We start from the raw sequence: 18,797 nt of genomic DNA, 5'->3' as shown, positions 1-18,797 counted from the left end.
CTCGTTAGAATTCAACCCCCCCTCTTTTTAGTGTATTTCTATACTTTTTCGTGACTGTTTATAGCGCTAATGTGCTTGTTTTAGGAGTCTTGCTCGTTAGAATTTCTAACGTGCTTGTTTGCCTTTTCTTGATTATTAGAATTTCTAACTCCACTCTATAACTTTATAATTTCACCATGCTTCCCACTGATATCTAAAATGGGTTTCTATTTAGCCATTGTCCACCATCCATCGTGATACAATCTCCATTTATATATTCCGCTTCTTTTGAAAATAAGAATCTAGCTAATCCTGCGATTTCTTCTGGTTGTCCCATTCTTCCTAATGGTACGCTATCTAATGTTTGTTGTTTTGCTTCTTCTGATAATGATAACTTTTTAGCGCCACCTGTATTATCTATTGGTCCTGGTGCAATAGCATTAACTGTTATACCGTATTTACTTCCCCATTCAACTGCAAGTGTTCTCGTCATTGCAAGTACACCTGCCTTGGCACTTGCTGAATGTATCACACCTGCTCCTGCAGTCCATGAATATGTTGCTACTATATTTAAAATGCGCCCTTTGTGTCCACTTTTAATCCATTCTTTACCTACTGCTTGTGAACAATAAAATGTGCCATTTAAGACGATATCAATTACAGAGTTCCAACCATTTATAGATAAATCTTCTGCTGCACATAAAAAGTTTCCTGCTGCATTATTAACAAGTCCATCTATTTTACCAAATGTTTTAATCGTTTCATCTACAGTATATTGTACTCTTTCAGTATCTCGAACATCCATATCTATACAAAGAACTTGCCCTTCATATTGTTCCATTTCTTTTTTAGCTTCTTCAAGACGGTCTAGAGAGCGACCCGTTATAACAACTTTAGCACCATCAGCAGCAAATCGTTTAGCCATTGCTTTTCCCATTCCACTACTGCCACCTGTTACGATTATCACTTTATCTTTCATATATATTCTCCTCAATGTTACTATATTTGAATAACTAAATTTAGTAAGCGCTTACATATAGTGTACAATAAGTTAGAATAAAGAACAATTGAACAGCTGTTACTAATCAATAAGACTATTGTAACTCTATATCACTATAATATAAAGAACCATCCAAGCTATTTAGCCTAGATGGTTCTTTGTTCTATTTTAATATCCAGATCCTACTTTATCTCCATCATCATCAATAATATATGATCCGGCTAAGTTACCCTATTTAACTTCTATCTTGTATTGATTCTGTGAATACTGGTGGTTCAACATTGTCTGATGTTGTTTTTACTTTTTTATCTTTTTGCCATATTGTTTCTAACTCTTCTAATGTCTTACCTTTTGTTTCAGGGATGAATTTCCAAACGAATATTCCTGATAGTATACTCATTGCTGCGTAGAATCCGTATGTCATTGTTCCACTGATATCCATCATAAATGGATATGTTGATGTGATTGTAAAGTTTGCTAACCACTGTACGGCTACGGCAATAGCCATTGCACCGCTTCTTATTCTATTAGGGAATATTTCTGATAATAATACCCAAATAATTGGTCCCCAACTCATCATAAATGAAGCTGTATAAATAACCATGAAGATTAATGTAATGATTCCGAAGATCCCATTAGCTGTTAATACACTCATACCGATCATACCGATTGCCATTCCTGTTGATCCAATTATAAGTAATGGTTTACGTCCAAATTTATCTACATAGATTATAGCAATTAATGTAAAGATTACATTTACTAATCCCATTACTACTGTTTGCATCATTGATGTATTGCTTCCTACACCTAAATTTTCAAATATTCTTGGTGCGTAATAAAGTGCAACGTTTATTCCGATAAATTGTTGGAATATTGATAGTAATATTCCGATAATAATAACTGTCTTACCGAAGCTGAATAATGGTGCTTTTATTTCTTTAGTTTTACTTTTTGTAGATAATATATCATTTAATACTTTCTTAGCATGCTCACTTGATGAATATATTTTGTTAAGTACAGTCAGTGCATCTTTATCTTTATTAACTAAAATTAAATACCTTGGTGTTTCAGGCACTAAGAATAATAATACGAAAAAGACGACTGCTGGAATTGCTTCTGTCATAAACATGTAACGCCAACCGATTAAATCAACCCAGCTTTGCGATTGACCGAATGTAATTCCATAGTTTACGAAGTATACGACTAACATACCAAATATAATTGCAAACTGATTCCAAGACACAAGTCTACCTCTTATTGAGGATGGTGAAATCTCACTGATATACATTGGTGAAATTGCAGAAGCTAATCCTACACCAATACCACCTATAATACGATAGATGTTAAACATAATAAGTAATCCAAGTGTTGATTCTCCTCTATCAAAAAACAGAAATTCTGGATAACCTGATAAAACAGCAGAGATTATAAATAGTATAGCTGCTACTTGTAAAGATTTCTTACGTCCTAAACTTTTTGAAATATTTGAAGATAATATTCCACCTATGATACACCCTATTAATGCACTTGATACGGTTATACCATGTACGAAACTCCCATAATCAGCTGTAATATATTTTTGTAATGATTGTTCTGCACCAGAAATTACTGCTGTATCGTAACCAAATAATAGTCCACCAAGAGTTGCTATTAACGCAATCTTAAAGATAAACTTCTTATTATCATAACTACTCATTACCCCATCTCCCCAGTTCTTTATTTAAATTGAGTTAAACCTTTCGTTATTGGCTGAGTTGCAGTATAAATTAATTTATAGATGATAAATAGTTTTTCATATGATTCTGTATGACTCGAAACAGGTGATACGTGCTCACGATAATTAATCCAAGTTTCGTTCATATCATTGAATGAATTAAACCATTGTTCACCCATTGCTGCTAGCATAGCTGCACCATATGCAGGGCCTTGTTCTTCTTTTCTTGTTGTAATTGGTACATTAAAGACATCTGCTTGAATTTGTAGCCATTCTGCATTTTTAGCACCGCCACCGATAGATACAATTTCTTTAATATCTATATCTTTACTTCTCATAATTTCAATACTTTCATTTATAGAATATGTAATGCCTTCAAGAACAGAACGTTTCATATCCAATTGAGTTGTATTTGCATCTAAGCCTATAAAGCTACCCCTAATAGATGCATCGTTATACGGTGTACGTTCACCTAATAAATATGGTGTATACATCAAACCATTTGATCCTAATTTTGATTTTGAAATATCTTGTAAAAATGTATTAAAGTCTTCAGATGGCTCAATCAATTGTTTGAGCCACTCTAAACTATAACCTGCAGAAAGTGTTACACCCATTACGTATTTTTGATTTGGTACACAATGACTGAAATAATGCATATTACCATCATTCTCGTAATTCGCACTATTCTCAATAGATAGTGCCACACCTGAAGTCCCAATACTTACAAGTTGTTTCGTTTCATCTGTAATTCCTGAACCGAGTGCTCCACAAGCATTGTCAGCTCCACCTTGATAAACATTTATTTCCCAGTCAATATTTAACTTCTCTTTAATGTCTTTTGTTAAAGTACCGCTTCTATCATGGGAAGCTATTACCTCTGGACAAATATTAAAATCAATATTTAATTGATTTAATATTTCTTTAGACCATTTTTCAGATTTAATGTTATACATAATTGTTCCAGCAGCATCTGATGGCTCTGTATAAATATTGCCAGTCAATTTATAAACAACATAGTCTTTAGGTAACATAAACTTATGAATTTTATTATAATTTTCTGGTTCATGTGCTTTTAACCACATTAATTTAGGAAGTGTAAATCCTTCGAGGACTGTATTTTGTGTATGTTTAAGTAACGTTTCTATACCAATAGCTTGTTTAATGTCTTCAACTTCTTGAGATGTTCGCGTATCATTCCATAAAATAGCTGGTCTTATACTATTACCATCTTCATCAACGACAACTAAACCATGCATTTGTCCTGAAAAACTAATACCTGAAATCGTTTCTTTATCAAACTTACTTAATAAGTGATTTAAACTATCTAATGTTGCTTTATACCAAATATTCGGATCCATTTCACTGTAACCAGATTGTGGATGCTCAGTCTTATAGCTAATACTGTGTGAATCAACTACTTCACCTTTTTTATTAACTACTATCGATTTCAAGCCACTCGTACCGATATCAATGCCAATTACGAAGTTCATCATTATCAGTCTCCATTATTAATATTTAAAATATATTGATTAATTTGAGTTTTAATAACTTCTAAATGATCAGATTCATTCTCGATTTTTTTAATATTATGTGCGTATTCTTCAAGTTCTTTAAATGAAGTAGTACCTTCAACAATTTGTTTGCCTATACCTTCATTAAATGATTGGTATTTTTTATTAATAATATTTTCAAAGAAATTATCTTCTATCATTTTGTAAGCTACTTTTAAACCTAATGCAAATGTATCCATACCTGCAATATGTGTTAATAATAAATCTTCTTGTTTAAATGAAGTTCTTCTAGGCTTAGCATCAAAGTTTAAACCACCTGGAGTTAAGCCACCATTCTTAAGAATTTCGTACATAGCTAAAGTTGTATCATACACATCAGTTGGAAATTCATCCGTATCCCAACCTAGTTGTGGATGTCCTTGGTTAGCATCAACTGAACCTAACAATTGATTATCACGTGCATATCTCAACTCGTGTTGGAAAGTATGTCCAGCTAAAGTTGCATGGTTTGCTTCAATATTAAACTTGAAGATTTTATCTAAACCATATTTTTGTAAAAATGCATGTCCAGTAGCAACATCTGTATCATATTGATGAGAAGTTGGTTCTTTCGGTTTAGGTTCAATTAAAAATTGTCCTTCGTAACCAATTTCTTCAGCATAACTTTTCGCCATTTTGAAGAAATTAGCTAAGTTATCTAATTCTAATTTCATATCAGTATTTAATAAGCTTTCGTAACCTTCACGACCACCCCAGAATACAAAGTTTTCAGAACCTAACTTTTTAGCAATTTCTAAAGATTTTTTAACTTTTGCTGCTGCATATGCGTATACTTCAGCATTAGAAGAAGTTGCTGCACCATGAACAAAACGCTCGTGAGTGAAATTGTTAGTTGTATTCCATAATAATTTCTTACCAGTCTGTTTCATCTTCTCTTGAATTAAATCTACAATCACATCTAAATTTTCATTAGATTCTTTTAAAGTTTTACCTTCTGGAGCAATATCTACATCGTGGAAACAGAAATATTCGATACTTAATTTTTCCATGAATTCAAAAATTGCTTCAACACGAGCCTTCGCTTTACCCATTTCATCTAAATTATCCCAATCACGCTCAGCCGTACCAACACCGAATGGATCTGAAAGGTCAGCTGTGAACGTATGCCAGTATGCAACACTAAATCTTAAATGTTCCGCCATCGTTTTGTCGCCAAGTTTTTCTTCTGGATTATAATATTTAAAACTAAATATATTATTTGAGTTAGAACCTTCGTATTTTATTTTATCAACGTTAAAGTATGTCATGATAATCCCCCTAGTTTTAGTTGGTTAGTTTATTAAACAAACTAACTTTAAAAACAATATAGCATAACGAAATAAATATGTAAACGCTTACTCATTAAATTAAAAATATAGATTTAACCCAAATTTATTTTCATAACTTCTAGCTATTAGTGATCAGGTAAAATCTAAAAAATTCAAATATAAAAAAGGAGTGGGTAGAAATCTAATTTTATGAAAAAGATTTCGTATCCCACTCCTTTTAACCTATTATAGAAAATATCCTACATAAGTCATATGTGCAATTAAATTATAAATTGTATTATGGCGATTACTATTAATATAATTAGCATTCCTCGTTGAATAGAATCAGGTACTTTCTTACCCACTTTCAATCCTATCGGTGCAAAAATAATACTACCAATTATCAAAAAAATTGCACTTTCTACTGGTATATATCCTTGCATTAATTTTATAAAAAATGCCCCTACTGAAGATATAAAAGCAATTGCTATGCTATTGTTCACTACCGTATTCATTGGTAATTTAAATAATGCTAATAATACAGGAATGATGATAAATGCTCCACCTGCACCCACAATTCCCGAAATTACACCAATTCCAAATCCAACTATAATAAGTAGCAAAGGTTTAGATTTCGTCTCTTGTGTAGTAGGTTTAACTTTAATAAACATCAATATTAAAGCAAGTATGGCGATTATTACATATACCGTATTTACAAAAGTAGCATTAAACAAACTAGCTAAAATTGCCCCTAACATGCTTCCAATCAACATACCCCCTCCCATATATATAACAAGTTTAGGAGAGAAAGCTGGTTGTTTTCTTGCATTTAATGATCCACTAAGTGTACTGAAAAATACTTGACTAGAGGTAAGTCCCGAAGCAATATATGCACTATACGCAGGTATACCTATTAATGGTGGCAATATAAGAATAGCTGGGTAAATAATAATTGCGCCCCCAATACCTATTAATCCAGATATAAATCCACCCAGTACGCCAATTAGCAACATAATAGTCATATTTGCTATATCCATTATTTACTTTTAACTAATAAATTAACTGCTTCATTAATTAATTCTTGAGAACTTTCATTATTTTCTTCTGCTGTTTTGACGCATTCTATTAAATTTTCACTAATTATAATCCCCATTAAACGTTGTATAGAACCTTTAGATGCACTAAGTTGCGTAATTATATCTTTGCAATCTTTTTCTTCTTCCATCATTTTTACGACACCATTTAATTGACCTTGTATTCTATTTATACGATTAATCATTTTTTTATCATAAGTCATATTCATTTCCTCCACATAAATTGATTAAGTTAATAATAATAAATTAAAACAAAATTGTCAAATACCCCTATAGGTATTTGACAAATGATTCTATCCGTTTTATTATACCCTCATAGGTATTTATAGGAGGTAAGTATGGAACAATACAAAGAAGTACACATTAATTCATTAAACAAAGAAGAATTAGAAAAATTGGCAAAAATGGGTCAATTGATTGATGTTAGAACAAAAGAAGAATATGAATTAGGACACATTAACGGTTCAACTTTACACCCAGTAGAAGAGATTAAATCATTCAATAAGAATAGCAACAAAACGTATTATATACATTGTAAAAGCGGTAACCGAAGCACTAAAGCTTGCGATTATTTAGCCAAACAAGGTTATGATGTCGTGAATTTAAAGGGTGGATATAAAGATTATGAAGCAAAGAACTTCAATAGTGCTCCTTTAATAGAAAAAGATATTGAAATCAAAGAGAATCGTAAACAATTTGATTTTAGAGGTCTTCAGTGCCCTGGACCTATTGTTAATATCAGTAAAGAAATTAACAATATTTCAACGGGTGAGCAAATCGAGCTAACAGTTACAGATCCTGGTTTCAATAGTGATATTAAAAGTTGGGCGAAACAAACAGGGAATACCCTTGTAAATCTTACTGAAGAAGCAAATGTAATTAATGCAATTATTCAAAAAGAAAAGCCAAAAGAATTTGAAATCAATGACACTGCTACAGGTACAACAATTGTTTTATTTAGCGGTGAGTTAGATAAGGCAGTAGCAGCAATGATCATCGCAAATGGCGCTAAAGCAGCAGGTAAAGATGTAACTATTTTCTTTACTTTTTGGGGCCTCAACGCATTAAAAAAAGCGCAATCAACTCGCGTTAAAAAGAAAGGTATTTCCAAAATGTTTGACCTTATGTTACCTAAGGATCCAATACATATGCCATTATCAAAAATGAATATGTTTGGACTAGGTAATATTATGATGCGTTATGTAATGAACAAGAAAAATGTTGATTCTTTATACTCACTTATCGATCAAGCAATCGATCAAGATATAAAGTTAATTGCTTGTACCATGAGTATGGATGTTATGGGAATTTCAAAAGAAGAATTAAGAGATGAAGTCGATTATGGTGGCGTAGGTACTTATATTGGACATACTGAGCAAGCAAATCATAACTTATTTATCTAATTAATAAAATCTATTTTAAAAAGGAGTTTTTTTATGTTTTTCAAACAATTTTATGAAGACAATTTATCACAAGCATCTTATTTAATTGGATGTCAACGTACAGGAGAAGCAATGATTATTGACCCTATACGAGATTTAACAAAATATTTAAAAGTTGCAGATAAAGAAGGATTCACAATTACTAAAGCTGCAGAAACACACATTCATGCTGATTTTGCTTCAGGTATTAGAGATGTGGCAAATAAATTGAATGCAAGTATATACGTATCTGATGAAGGTAAAGATGAATTTAATTATAAAAATATGCCTAAACAAACACATTTCGTTAAGCATCAAGATATTATCTATTTAGGAAAGATTAAATTAGAAGTCTTACACACTCCAGGCCATACCCCTGAGAGTATTAGTTTTTTACTTACTGACGAAGGTGGGGGTTCCAGTATACCAATGGGATTATTTAGCGGTGACTTCATCTTTGTTGGTGATGTAGGTAGACCAGATCTATTAGAAAAAGCTGTAAATGTTGAAGGTTCTACAAAAATCGGAGCAAAACAAATGTATCAGTCCATACAATTTGCTGCAACATTACCAGACTATATTCAAATTTGGCCAGGTCATGGTGCAGGGAGTCCTTGTGGTAAAGCGCTAGGTTCATTACCTACAACTACTTTGGGTTATGAGAAAATAAACAACTGGGCTTTTAATGTTAAAGATGAAACTTCATTTATCGAAACTTTAACACTCAATCAGCCAACTCCACCACACCATTTTTCACAAATGAAAAAAATAAATCAATTTGGTATGCAAATGTACCAACCATATAATGTTTACCCTAGTTCAAGCAATACACAAACTGCTTTTGATCTTCGAAGTAAAGAAGCATTCCATGGTGGTCATATGCATGGAACTATCAATATTCCTTTTAATAAAACTTTTATAAATCAAATTGGTTGGTATTTAGATTATGACAAAGATATTGAATTAATTGGCGATAAATCTACCGTTCAACAAGCTATTCATGCTTTACAATTAATTGGTTTTGAAAATGTAAAAAGTTACCGTTTGCCACAAACAAATATCGTCACATCATCTATTCATAGTTCTGAAATGACTGGTGAAGAACATAATGTATTAGATGTTCGTAATGATGATGAATGGCGTAAAGGTCATTTAAAACAAGCAATTCATATTCCTCACGGTAAACTTTTAAATGAAGATATACCTTTCGATAAAAATGACCTAATTTATGTACATTGTCAATCAGGTGTTAGAAGTTCAATAGCGGTAGGAATATTAGAATATAAAGGATTTACGAATATTGTTAACGTTAGAGGTGGCTATCAACATTTACCAGCATCTTTAAAATAGTTTTCTTCTGCAATAGAACTATAAAAATCCCTCAATCCGAAAATTCAATTCGGATTGAGGGAGTTTTTTATAAAGACAATTACGAACTTTGATTATTCATTTGAATTAGTCTTTTATGATTTTATATCTAAGTATATATCATTAATCTGCAGTACTTTTTGGATAATTGCTAATGTGCCACCTAACAAAGTTGCAAATTTCACATTTGATGTTAATTTTATTTGAATTTCGTTACGTGAATATTGTTTGAACTGGTTCTTAATTGCTTCTAATATTTCAGGCATTTCATTGAACAATGGACAGTTAATGTAAATTGCATTCGGATTAAACTGGGTGTTTAAATTATGTATTAAAACAGCAATTTTATTTATAAATTGTTCCATTTCTTCAACTACGACTGGATTTTTTTCATTATAAAATTGAATTAATTTGCTAAGTGTCATCTTCTCATTTAGTTGATTACTTAAATTATGCAATAAAGCTTCTTGTGAAAAAATATCTTCAATCTTATGAAAGATCTCCACATTATCGCTAACTTTTGAGACAAGTGTTTTTCCAATTTCACCCGCTTCCCCATTTGCACCACGATACAATTGATTATTAATAATAAGCCCAGCACCAATACCTTTATGTATACTTAAAGCAATAAGATTATTGTAGGATAAATTATGATTAAAATTACGTTCATATAACGCTGAAAGATTCGCTTCATTTTCAACTACGACTGGAACATCAGCAATTCTTCTTATCTCTTTACCAATAGATATCCCTTCAGTTTCATGGAATGGTAAATATGTCACATGCTGCTCATTATCCACAACTCCATGTATAGAAACAGACACACCTAATAGTCCGTTATAAGTATCAAGTTTCTCCTGAATATCAATATGTTTTTTTATTATGCTTAATATACTACTAACCTTTTCATCAGGTAAATCATAAGATTCATGCTTAATGACATTACCATCAAAATAATTGTACATCACTTCAACAGAACTATAAGTTAAATCCAAAGAAATAAAATAACCATAAAGATGATTAACCTTCAGAAGAATAGGTTTTCTACCACCACTCTTCGTGCTATCACCCTCACCAACCTCATTAACAAGAGATTTATACTTTAACTTATTCAAAATACTAGAAATCGTTGCCTTATTAATCTCAAGATTTTTAGATATTTGAGTACGCGAAATATTATGATGGTTATAAATTTCCCTTAGCACTCTTTTTTCATTATCATTTATATTTAAAATATTTTCCATAATTGCCTACCCCATAAGTTATTTTGAATTTAGTTTATAGTTTATCATGTATTTTTATACCAACTATTTTAACATAAATTAGGAAAAGTCAAATTTTAGTGAGGAATGAGGACAGTGTTCTGCCATCATCGATACTACTTATTAAAGTTAATTATTTACTTTAGGTCTGATTTTTTAATTGATATAAAAATAATAATAGTGAATATTATGAGATATATGTATGTATAGATGACATTAAACAAAGTTAAATGATTTATTTTTGGATTATCACCATGTATGAGCAAGTTGTTAATTTCATAAAATGGTGGTAACAACCACATTAATGGTCTCAAAACTAATGAAGTTTCTCCTATTACATCTTTTAATAATGCTATCAGCAAAACTAAAACACCTATCAGCCAAGAAAATTTCTTGTTTGATAATGATGTGCTCGTAATTAAAAAAGCAATTGAGATACCTAATAGTCCTCCTGTTAAATGACTATATAGTCCAAATAATATATGAATGAGTTCAATGTTTTTATTATAAACATCAATCAATAAGGGATATATCATCGAAAAAAGTATCATAGGCAGTAAAAACAATAATGAAAAAACAAGTTTCCCCATTAGATATTTTGTAACTGAACCTAATTGAATATAATGTAGTTCTTTTTCGCTAATTGAATCCATTTTTAAAATTGTAACTGTAAGCCAAGTCGAAATAAAGGTAAGTACAATAAAGCTTGAATCGTAACTAGATAAAATTGATGTATTTTTATAAGCATATAATATTACAATCCATGCAATATACACGACATAACAAGGTACATATTTATAACTCTTACCAAAGTTCTTCAATTGATAGACTAGAAAATTAACCATTTATATATCCTTCACTTCTACTATAGGTTTGTTGTTCTCAATCAAGTATTTTAACACTTCATTACTTTTCTCAGAACTTACTGTAACATAAATTTTTGATTGATCTGTTTTTACATTATCTATACTTTGATAATTATTAAGTATATCCATTGTATGATAGTTGTAATTACATACAATGAGCTTTAACTGACTTTTTGATGAATCAAATACTTGTTGTTTTCTATTTAAGATACCAGTATTAATATCTAATACATGTGTACATATTTCAGCTGCAAAATCGATTTCATGAGATGTGAAGACAATGGTTTTTAAACCTTGGAGCTCTTTAATCATATCTGTTAGTGACTTTTGACTATCTAAGTCCAATCCTGATAATGGTTCGTCAAATAAATAAATATCCGCATCAGATGATAGTGCTTGTATGACATTAACTTTTTGCAATGTACCTTTTGAACAATATCTTAATTTTAAATTTTTTTGAGACGAAAGATTAAATATATCCACATAATGGTTAATCGTATCTATATTTAATTTGTAAATATGTGAAATATAATTCATATATTCATCAATTGTAAGATTTAAATTTTCTGGGAAATGATCAGGCGTATATGCTATTTTAGTAATATTTTTAATTATTTTTCCTTTAGTAGGCTTTAAAAATCCGGCAATCATCCTTAAAGTCACACTCTTACCAGAACCATTAGTTCCTCTTAAAAATATTGTAGCGTTTTTTGGAAGTTTAAAAGATAGACTTTCAATAGCAATTTTGTTATTAAATTTTTTTGTTAAATTGTTAGCTATTATAGCATTGTCATCCAAATTATCACCTCTTAAACTTTATATTCTTAATTCAAAATATTTTCCATAATTGCCTACCCCATAAGTTATTTTGAATTTAGTTTATAGTTTATCATGTATTTTTATACCAACTATTTTAACATAAATTAAATTAAACCTTAGAACAACTTAAAACCTCACTTAGGTTATCATCTTCGTTCTTTTATTTTTTTTTATTATTTCAATAAATTACGTATTTCCAATATGACGATTTTTTATGCAAAGTCGTTGTATGTTTTTCAAATTTTTGACATTTATGCAATCTAAATAGCCAATTAGGGAATTTTTAACATTTTTTATTTGTTTGATTTTATACTTAATGTATCTTAAATAGAAAGAGGGTATGCATATGGATTTCACTGGTGTTATTACAAGCATTATTGATTTAATCAAGACTTGCATTCAGACTTTCGGTTAATTTTTTCAACTAAAAAACAGAGGAAATATTCAACGACTTGATTGTTTCCTCTGTTTTCTATGTATTGTTGTAAACACAACAATTTTATTTTTTATTCAATATATTTCTCAATTCTTCTATTTCATCTTGTGATAGATCTTCTTTTTCTACAAAGTTTAAGACAAGTGAATTGAAACCGCCTTTGTATACTTTATTGATAAAGTTTTTAGATGTTTTATATTTTATATCACTTTCTTCTACAAGAGAGTAATATTGAAAAATTTTATTGTCTTTTTTACGATCTATAAATCCTTTTTTATACAATCTCGTTATAAGTGTACGAATGGTTTTTGGACTCCAGTCCTTTTGCATTTGTATTTCTTCTATTATATTATTCGCACTTGCATATTTTTTCATCCAAATGATATTCATAACTTCCCATTCTGCAGATGATATTTCATACGTTTTATTATCCATTATATTAACTCCATTTCTTTTAAAATACGCTCAGAAATTTGTTGTGCTTTTTCGCCATTCGCATTGTCTTCGCCTTTTAAATGTGTAGCAAAATAATACGTATTATCTTTCGTTTCAACATAACCTACGAACCATCCATTTGCTTCTTTGTGATTCACGATTCCTGTTCCAGTTTTACCTACATATTTATAAGTATCTTTTTGTTTCAAAGTCATACTATTTTCAACTTTTTCAATAGCCTTATTATCAAAATGCATGTTATGTTGTTTCATATTTTTCAACAAATTAACCTGTTCTATTGCAGAAATTTTTAATGAAGATTCATTCCAATAATTTTCATTCCCTGATATTTCTTCATTACCATATTCAATTTGATCTAAATAAGATTTAACCTCATCTTGTCTTAAATGTTTGTTTAAATTTTCGTAATACCAATTTACTGAATATTTCATTGAAGAATTTAAATTTTGATCTTGGTTCCATTCTTTAAATGGATATTGATGTTTATCCCATTGTTGTTCTGTATGATTTAATGAGAGTAAATTTTGGTCGAATGCCATTAACGCTAAATAAATTTTGTAAGTAGAATTAGGTGAATATCGTTGTTTACTTTCTGGTTCATTATAAATAGAATAAGCTTGCTCCCGTTCATTATAAAGCACAAAACTTCCATCAAATTCTTTGAAATACGGAGCTAGTTGATTTAATTTTTTATATGATACATTTGTTTCATATTTATCTTGTTGAACATGTGCAGATAGTAACGGTGCTTGTATTAAAAGCGATATACTACATACAATATACGCAACAATACGCTTGTTTCGATTAGGTTTAGGCATTGAATCATAAAGTGCAATATACTTAACACGTTCTTTAATATTTGAATTAAAACCTAGTAAATATTGTGCTGCCACATTATTTATGTGATGAGATTTTAAAATAGAGCATTTTAATATCGATTCACCATAACGTATATGTTCATGTCGATTCAAAATTTTTAAAACGTTTCTATCACATACTTTTTCACAGTCGTTGTCCATCATTGTTTTACTTATATATAATGCAGGATTAAACCAGAATATTATTTTAAAAACAACATAAAGCTGGTTGAATATTAAGTCATGACTTTTCACATGTGATAGTTCATGTAGAATAATATATTCAATTTCTTTGTCATTCATGGTTTCGACTACGACAGTTGGTAGTACAATTTGGGATTTCACTATACCAAATACCATCGGATTATCAATGTTTGAACTATAACTAATTGTTATATGCTTTTTGTAGAACTGCATCTTACTTTGACATACTTTAAGTCGTTCATTAAGATATGGCGATTCCAATGACGAACTTTTAATAATATCAATTTGTCGGAATGCCTTAATCATATAAAATAAGCACAACAAACTACCAAATACCCATATCAAAAGAATCATATACGTTATATTTGAGGTCTCAAACTGATTAACATTAATTGCTAAGTCTTTCGTAACAGATGATTGTTGACCATCTAACATATGACTAACCGAAGAAGTCGTGTCAGATACATTTCGATTCATCATATCTTTTGAAAATGTAAAATTCGATATTTTGTAAAATGGTATTAATGGAATTAACGTGGATACGAGCACTAATAACCAAATCTTGTGTGACATAATATTTTGAGTATATTTTATATAGATCATTCTCACTAAAAAAATTACACATATCGTGAGCAATGAACTGATTATACTTAACATTAAAAATGATGATAACACCTGCTACACCTCCATATCACAAAAATTATAACATTATTTTGACATAAATACTACATTTGTAATATACTACAAATGTAGTCCTATATAAGGAGGATATTGATGAAAAAGATAAAAATTGTTCCACTTATTTTAATAGTTGTAGTTGTCGGGTTTGGTATATATTTTTATGCTTCAAAAGATAAAGAAATTAATAAAACTATTGATGCAATTGAAGATAAAAATTTCAAACAAGTTTATAAAGATAGCAGTTATATTTCTAAAAGCGATAATGGCGAAGTAGAAATGACTGAACGTCCGATAAAAATATATAAAAGTTTAGGCGTTAAAGATATAAACATTCAGGATCGCAAAATAAAAAAAGTATCTAAAAATAAAAAACGAGTAGATGCTCAATATAAAATTAAAACAAACTACGGTAACATTGATCGCAAAGTTCAATTTAATTTTGTTAAAGAAGATGGTATGTGGAAGTTAGATTGGGATCATAGCGTCATTATTCCAGGAATGCAGAAAGACCAAAGCATACATATTGAAAATTTAAAATCAGAACGTGGTAAAATTTTAGACCGAAACAATGTGGAATTGGCCAATACAGGAACAGCATATGAGATAGGCATCGTTCCAAAGAGTGTATCTAAAAAAGATTATAAAGCAATCGCTAAAGAACTAAGTATTTCTGAAGACTATATCAAACAACAAATGGATCAAAATTGGGTACAAGATGATACCTTCGTTCCACTTAAAACCGTTAAAAAAATGGATGAAGATTTAAGTGATTTCGCAAAAAAATTTCATCTTACAACTAACGAAACAGAAAGTCGTAACTATCCTCTAGAAGAAGCGACTTCACATCTATTAGGTTATGTTGGTCCCATTAACTCTGAAGAATTAAAACAAAAAGAATATAAAGGTTATAAAGATGATGCAGTTGTTGGTAAAAAGGGACTGGAAAAACTTTACGATAAAAAGCTCCAACATGAAGATGGCTATCGTGTCACAATCTTTGACGATAATAGCAATACAATCGCACATACATTAATCGAGAAAAAGAAAAAAGATGGCAAAGATATTCAACTAACTATTGATGCTAAAGTTCAAAAGAGTATTTATAACAACATGAAAAATGATTATGGCTCAGGTACTGCTATCCACCCTCAAACAGGTGAATTGTTAGCACTTGTAAGCACACCTTCATATGACGTGTATCCATTTATGTATGGTATGAGTAACGAAGAATATAATAAATTAACTGAAGATAAAAAAGAACCTCTGCTCAACAAGTTCCAGATTACAACTTCACCAGGTTCAACTCAAAAAATATTAACAGCAATGATTGGGTTAAATAACAAAACATTAGACGATAAAACAAGTTATAAAATCGATGGTAAAGGTTGGCAAAAAGATAAATCTTGGGGTGGTTACAACGTTACAAGATATGAAGTGGTAAATGGTAATATCGACTTAAAACAAGCAATAGAATCATCAGATAACATTTTCTTTGCTAGAGTAGCACTCGAATTAGGCAGTAAGAAATTTGAAAAAGGCATGAAAAAACTAGGTGTTGGTGAAGATATACCAAGTGATTATCCATTTTATAATGCTCAAATTTCAAACAAAAATTTAGATAATGAAATATTATTAGCTGATTCAGGTTACGGACAAGGTGAAATACTGATTAACCCAGTACAGATCCTTTCAATCTATAGCGCATTAGAAAATAATGGCAATATTAACGCACCTCACTTATTAAAAGACACGAAAAACAAAGTTTGGAAGAAAAATATTATTTCCAAAGAAAATATCAATCTATTAACTGATGGTATGCAACAAGTCGTAAATAAAACACATAAAGAAGATATTTATAGACCTTACGCAAACTTAATTGGCAAATCCGGTACTGCAGAACTCAAAATGAAACAAGGAGAAACTGGCAGACAAATTGGGTGGTTTATATCATATGATAAAGATAATCCAAACATGATGATGGCTATTAATGTTAAAGATGTACAAGATAAAGGAATGGCTAGCTACAATGCCAAAATCTCAGGTAAAGTGTATGATGAGCTATATGAGAACGGTAATAAAAAATACGATATAGATAAATAACAAAACAGTGAAGCAATCCGTAACGATGGTTGCTTCACTGTTTTATTATGAATTATTAATAAGTGCTGTTACTTCTCCTTGAAATACAATTTCTTCATTTTCATTGTATGTTGAAAGTGACACTGTAACGAGTCCATTTTCTTTTTTAATGGATTTCTTATTTGTAATTTCAGCGATAACGTACAATGTATTACCCGGGTATACAGGTTTAATAAATTTAACGTTATTCATTTGTGTTCCTGCTACAACTTCTTCTCCGTATTTACCTTCTTCTACCCATAATTTAAATGATATTGAAAGTGTATGCATGCCAGATGCAATGATACCTTTAAACCTACTTTGTTCTGCTTTTTCTTTATCTATATGCATATATTGAGGATCAAAAGTTGTTGCAAATTGGATAATTTCTTCTTCTGTAATATGAAGGCTTTTTGTTTTGAATGTTTCTCCTACTATAAAATCATCGTATTTCATATATGTCTCTCTTTCTTATTCAAATTACTTTTTTAGTATGTAACATGTTAAAGGTAAGTCTACCGTCACTGAAACGTAAGACTCACCTCTAACTTTCTATTGAGACAAATGCACCATTTTATCTGCATTGTCTGTAAAGATACCATCAACTCCCCAATTAGCAAGTTGGTTTGCACGTGCTGGTTTGTTTACAGTCCATACGTTCAATTCATAACCCGCTTCTTTTACCATTTTTACTTTTGCTTTAGTAAGTTTGGCATCTTCAGTGTTTACTATTTTAGCATTACAGTAATCTAAAAGTGTTCTCCAGTCTTCACGAAACGAAGTTGTATGGAATATAACTGCTCTGTTATATTGTGGCATGATTTCTTCTGCAAGTTTAACAAGCACAACATTAAAGCTTGAAATGAGCACTTCTTGATTCTGATTTAAGTTTGTTAATTGTTCTTCCACTTGCTTAACCATACTTTTAGAAAGTGCTAGTCCATTCGGTCCAGTAATACCTTTTAATTCTACATTTAAATTCATATTATATTCATTTGCTATTTTTACTACATCATCGAAAGTTGGCAAATGTTCATCTTTGAATTTTTCACCAAACCAAGATCCTGCAGAAGCATCTTTAATTTCATCATAATTCAATTCAGTTATTTCCCCGGACATATTTGTAGTCCGTTCTAAATAATCATCATGAATGATAATCAGTTGTTCATCTTTTGTAATTGCAACATCTAACTCCAACCAGTTTATACCTTCTACTTCTGAAGCAGCTTTAAATGATGCAATTGTATTTTCCGGAGCTTTACTAGGTAATCCTCTATGTCCATATACAGTTAGCATATTACCTCTCCTTGCATTTTTATTTTTTTAATTAACGTAACTGTATTATCACATTAATCGCACTTTTATTTCCATTAAAAAGAGATGAATATCATAAATAAAGAAGTCGATAGATTCGTATTGATTATGGAGTTAATCTACGTCTCATCTCATTTTTAAAAAATCATTTATGTCCCAAGCTCCATTTTGTAATCAAGTCTAGTTTTTCTGTACCCCTTATCTGCAATTTTACTGAGAACTGCTTTTAACTTACCCCTTATCAGCGATTTTGCATGGAATTGCTTTTAACGCACCTCTTATCTGCAATTTTGCCTAGAACTGCTTTTAACTTACCCCTTATCAGCGATTTTGCATGGAATTGCTTTTAACGCACCTCTTATCTGCAATTTTGCCTAGAACTGCTTT

Annotated in this window: 17 protein-coding genes; 4 read left to right on the top strand and 13 right to left on the bottom strand. The window is 30.4% G+C overall.

Features of this window, described 5'->3' with window-relative positions; all coding sequences use genetic code 11:
* Window positions 1-193: 193 nt before the first annotated feature.
* The 6 genes from fadH to cstR all read right to left on the bottom strand — a co-directional run bounded on the left by fadH (window position 194) and on the right by cstR (window position 6,811).
* Window positions 194-958 (bottom strand): 2,4-dienoyl-CoA reductase, encoded by a 765-nt coding sequence (gene fadH, locus LQ609_RS12100; RefSeq protein WP_239734805.1) that lies wholly within the window; start codon window positions 956-958, stop codon window positions 194-196.
* A gap of 256 nt (window positions 959-1,214) precedes the next feature.
* The gene (gene xylE / locus LQ609_RS12095) at window positions 1,215-2,675 is read right to left on the bottom strand and encodes a D-xylose transporter XylE (RefSeq protein ID WP_239734804.1); all 1,461 of its coding nucleotides are present in this window, start codon (window positions 2,673-2,675) and stop codon (window positions 1,215-1,217) included.
* A gap of 20 nt (window positions 2,676-2,695) precedes the next feature.
* Entirely contained in the window at window positions 2,696-4,186 is a 1,491-nt protein-coding gene (gene xylB / locus LQ609_RS12090) for a xylulokinase (protein WP_239734806.1), read from the bottom strand.
* 5 nt (window positions 4,187-4,191) lie between these two features.
* Window positions 4,192-5,514 (bottom strand): xylose isomerase, encoded by a 1,323-nt coding sequence (gene xylA / locus LQ609_RS12085; protein WP_208143468.1) that lies wholly within the window; start codon window positions 5,512-5,514, stop codon window positions 4,192-4,194.
* A gap of 281 nt (window positions 5,515-5,795) precedes the next feature.
* Window positions 5,796-6,551 carry a sulfite exporter TauE/SafE family protein gene (locus LQ609_RS12080; RefSeq protein WP_078357482.1) on the bottom strand — a complete coding sequence of 252 codons (756 nt, stop codon included), beginning with the start codon at window positions 6,549-6,551 and terminating at the stop codon, window positions 5,796-5,798.
* Entirely contained in the window at window positions 6,551-6,811 is a 261-nt protein-coding gene (gene cstR, locus LQ609_RS12075; protein ID WP_000220507.1) for a persulfide-sensing transcriptional repressor CstR, read from the bottom strand. Before cstR ends, LQ609_RS12080 begins: the two co-directional genes overlap by 1 nt.
* Window positions 6,812-6,946: 135 nt before the next feature.
* Between cstR and LQ609_RS12070 the strand changes: the two genes are divergently transcribed.
* Together LQ609_RS12070 and cstB are read left to right on the top strand one after the other, a co-directional pair.
* Window positions 6,947-8,011: a DsrE/DsrF/DrsH-like family protein gene (locus tag LQ609_RS12070; protein WP_078357483.1), complete on the top strand. Its 1,065-nt coding sequence runs from the start codon at window positions 6,947-6,949 to the stop codon at window positions 8,009-8,011.
* A gap of 33 nt (window positions 8,012-8,044) precedes the next feature.
* Complete coding sequence (cstB, locus tag LQ609_RS12065) at window positions 8,045-9,379, top strand: persulfide dioxygenase-sulfurtransferase CstB (protein ID WP_239734803.1); 1,335 nt, start codon at window positions 8,045-8,047, stop codon at window positions 9,377-9,379.
* A 113-nt stretch (window positions 9,380-9,492) separates the two neighbouring features.
* On the opposite strand, the gene LQ609_RS12060 is transcribed toward cstB, so the two are convergent.
* From LQ609_RS12060 to LQ609_RS12050, 3 genes are all read right to left on the bottom strand, one after another.
* Window positions 9,493-10,641: an ROK family transcriptional regulator gene (locus tag LQ609_RS12060; protein ID WP_142242931.1), complete on the bottom strand. Its 1,149-nt coding sequence runs from the start codon at window positions 10,639-10,641 to the stop codon at window positions 9,493-9,495.
* A 155-nt stretch (window positions 10,642-10,796) separates the two neighbouring features.
* A complete protein-coding gene (locus tag LQ609_RS12055; RefSeq protein ID WP_239734802.1) occupies window positions 10,797-11,504 on the bottom strand; it encodes a hypothetical protein in 708 nt (235 codons plus the stop codon).
* The gene (locus LQ609_RS12050; RefSeq protein WP_239734801.1) at window positions 11,505-12,323 is read right to left on the bottom strand and encodes an ATP-binding cassette domain-containing protein; all 819 of its coding nucleotides are present in this window, start codon (window positions 12,321-12,323) and stop codon (window positions 11,505-11,507) included. It lies immediately after the preceding gene.
* A 367-nt stretch (window positions 12,324-12,690) separates the two neighbouring features.
* Between LQ609_RS12050 and psm-mec the strand changes: the two genes are divergently transcribed.
* Entirely contained in the window at window positions 12,691-12,759 is a 69-nt protein-coding gene (gene psm-mec, locus LQ609_RS12045) for a phenol-soluble modulin PSM-mec (RefSeq protein WP_103323307.1), read from the top strand.
* A gap of 84 nt (window positions 12,760-12,843) precedes the next feature.
* Here psm-mec and mecI read toward each other — a convergent pair whose 3' ends face one another.
* Window positions 12,844-13,215, bottom strand: a complete 372-nt coding sequence (gene mecI, locus LQ609_RS12040; protein ID WP_000369214.1) for a mecA-type methicillin resistance repressor MecI — start codon at window positions 13,213-13,215, stop codon at window positions 12,844-12,846.
* Window positions 13,215-14,972: a beta-lactam sensor/signal transducer MecR1 gene (mecR1, locus tag LQ609_RS12035; protein WP_239734800.1), complete on the bottom strand. Its 1,758-nt coding sequence runs from the start codon at window positions 14,970-14,972 to the stop codon at window positions 13,215-13,217. The genes mecI and mecR1 overlap by 1 nt, the downstream gene beginning before the upstream one ends.
* A gap of 96 nt (window positions 14,973-15,068) precedes the next feature.
* Here mecR1 and mecA point away from each other — a divergent pair, with 96 nt between their 5' ends.
* Complete coding sequence (gene mecA / locus LQ609_RS12030; RefSeq protein WP_239734799.1) at window positions 15,069-17,078, top strand: PBP2a family beta-lactam-resistant peptidoglycan transpeptidase MecA; 2,010 nt, start codon at window positions 15,069-15,071, stop codon at window positions 17,076-17,078.
* Window positions 17,079-17,123: 45 nt separating this feature from the next.
* Here mecA and LQ609_RS12025 read toward each other — a convergent pair whose 3' ends face one another.
* Together LQ609_RS12025 and LQ609_RS12020 are read right to left on the bottom strand one after the other, a co-directional pair.
* Window positions 17,124-17,552: a MaoC family dehydratase gene (locus LQ609_RS12025; RefSeq protein ID WP_078357488.1), complete on the bottom strand. Its 429-nt coding sequence runs from the start codon at window positions 17,550-17,552 to the stop codon at window positions 17,124-17,126.
* Between the two features lie 96 nt (window positions 17,553-17,648).
* Window positions 17,649-18,392 carry a glycerophosphoryl diester phosphodiesterase gene (locus tag LQ609_RS12020; RefSeq protein ID WP_000958858.1) on the bottom strand — a complete coding sequence of 248 codons (744 nt, stop codon included), beginning with the start codon at window positions 18,390-18,392 and terminating at the stop codon, window positions 17,649-17,651.
* Window positions 18,393-18,797: the final 405 nt, after the last annotated feature.

It is taken from the genome of Mammaliicoccus sp. G-M28, assembly GCF_022386595.1.
In the GTDB taxonomy this organism is placed as follows: domain Bacteria; phylum Bacillota; class Bacilli; order Staphylococcales; family Staphylococcaceae; genus Mammaliicoccus; species Mammaliicoccus fleurettii.
The sequence above is the reverse complement of the archived record's forward strand: the minus strand, read 5'-3'. Positions and strand labels throughout refer to the sequence as shown.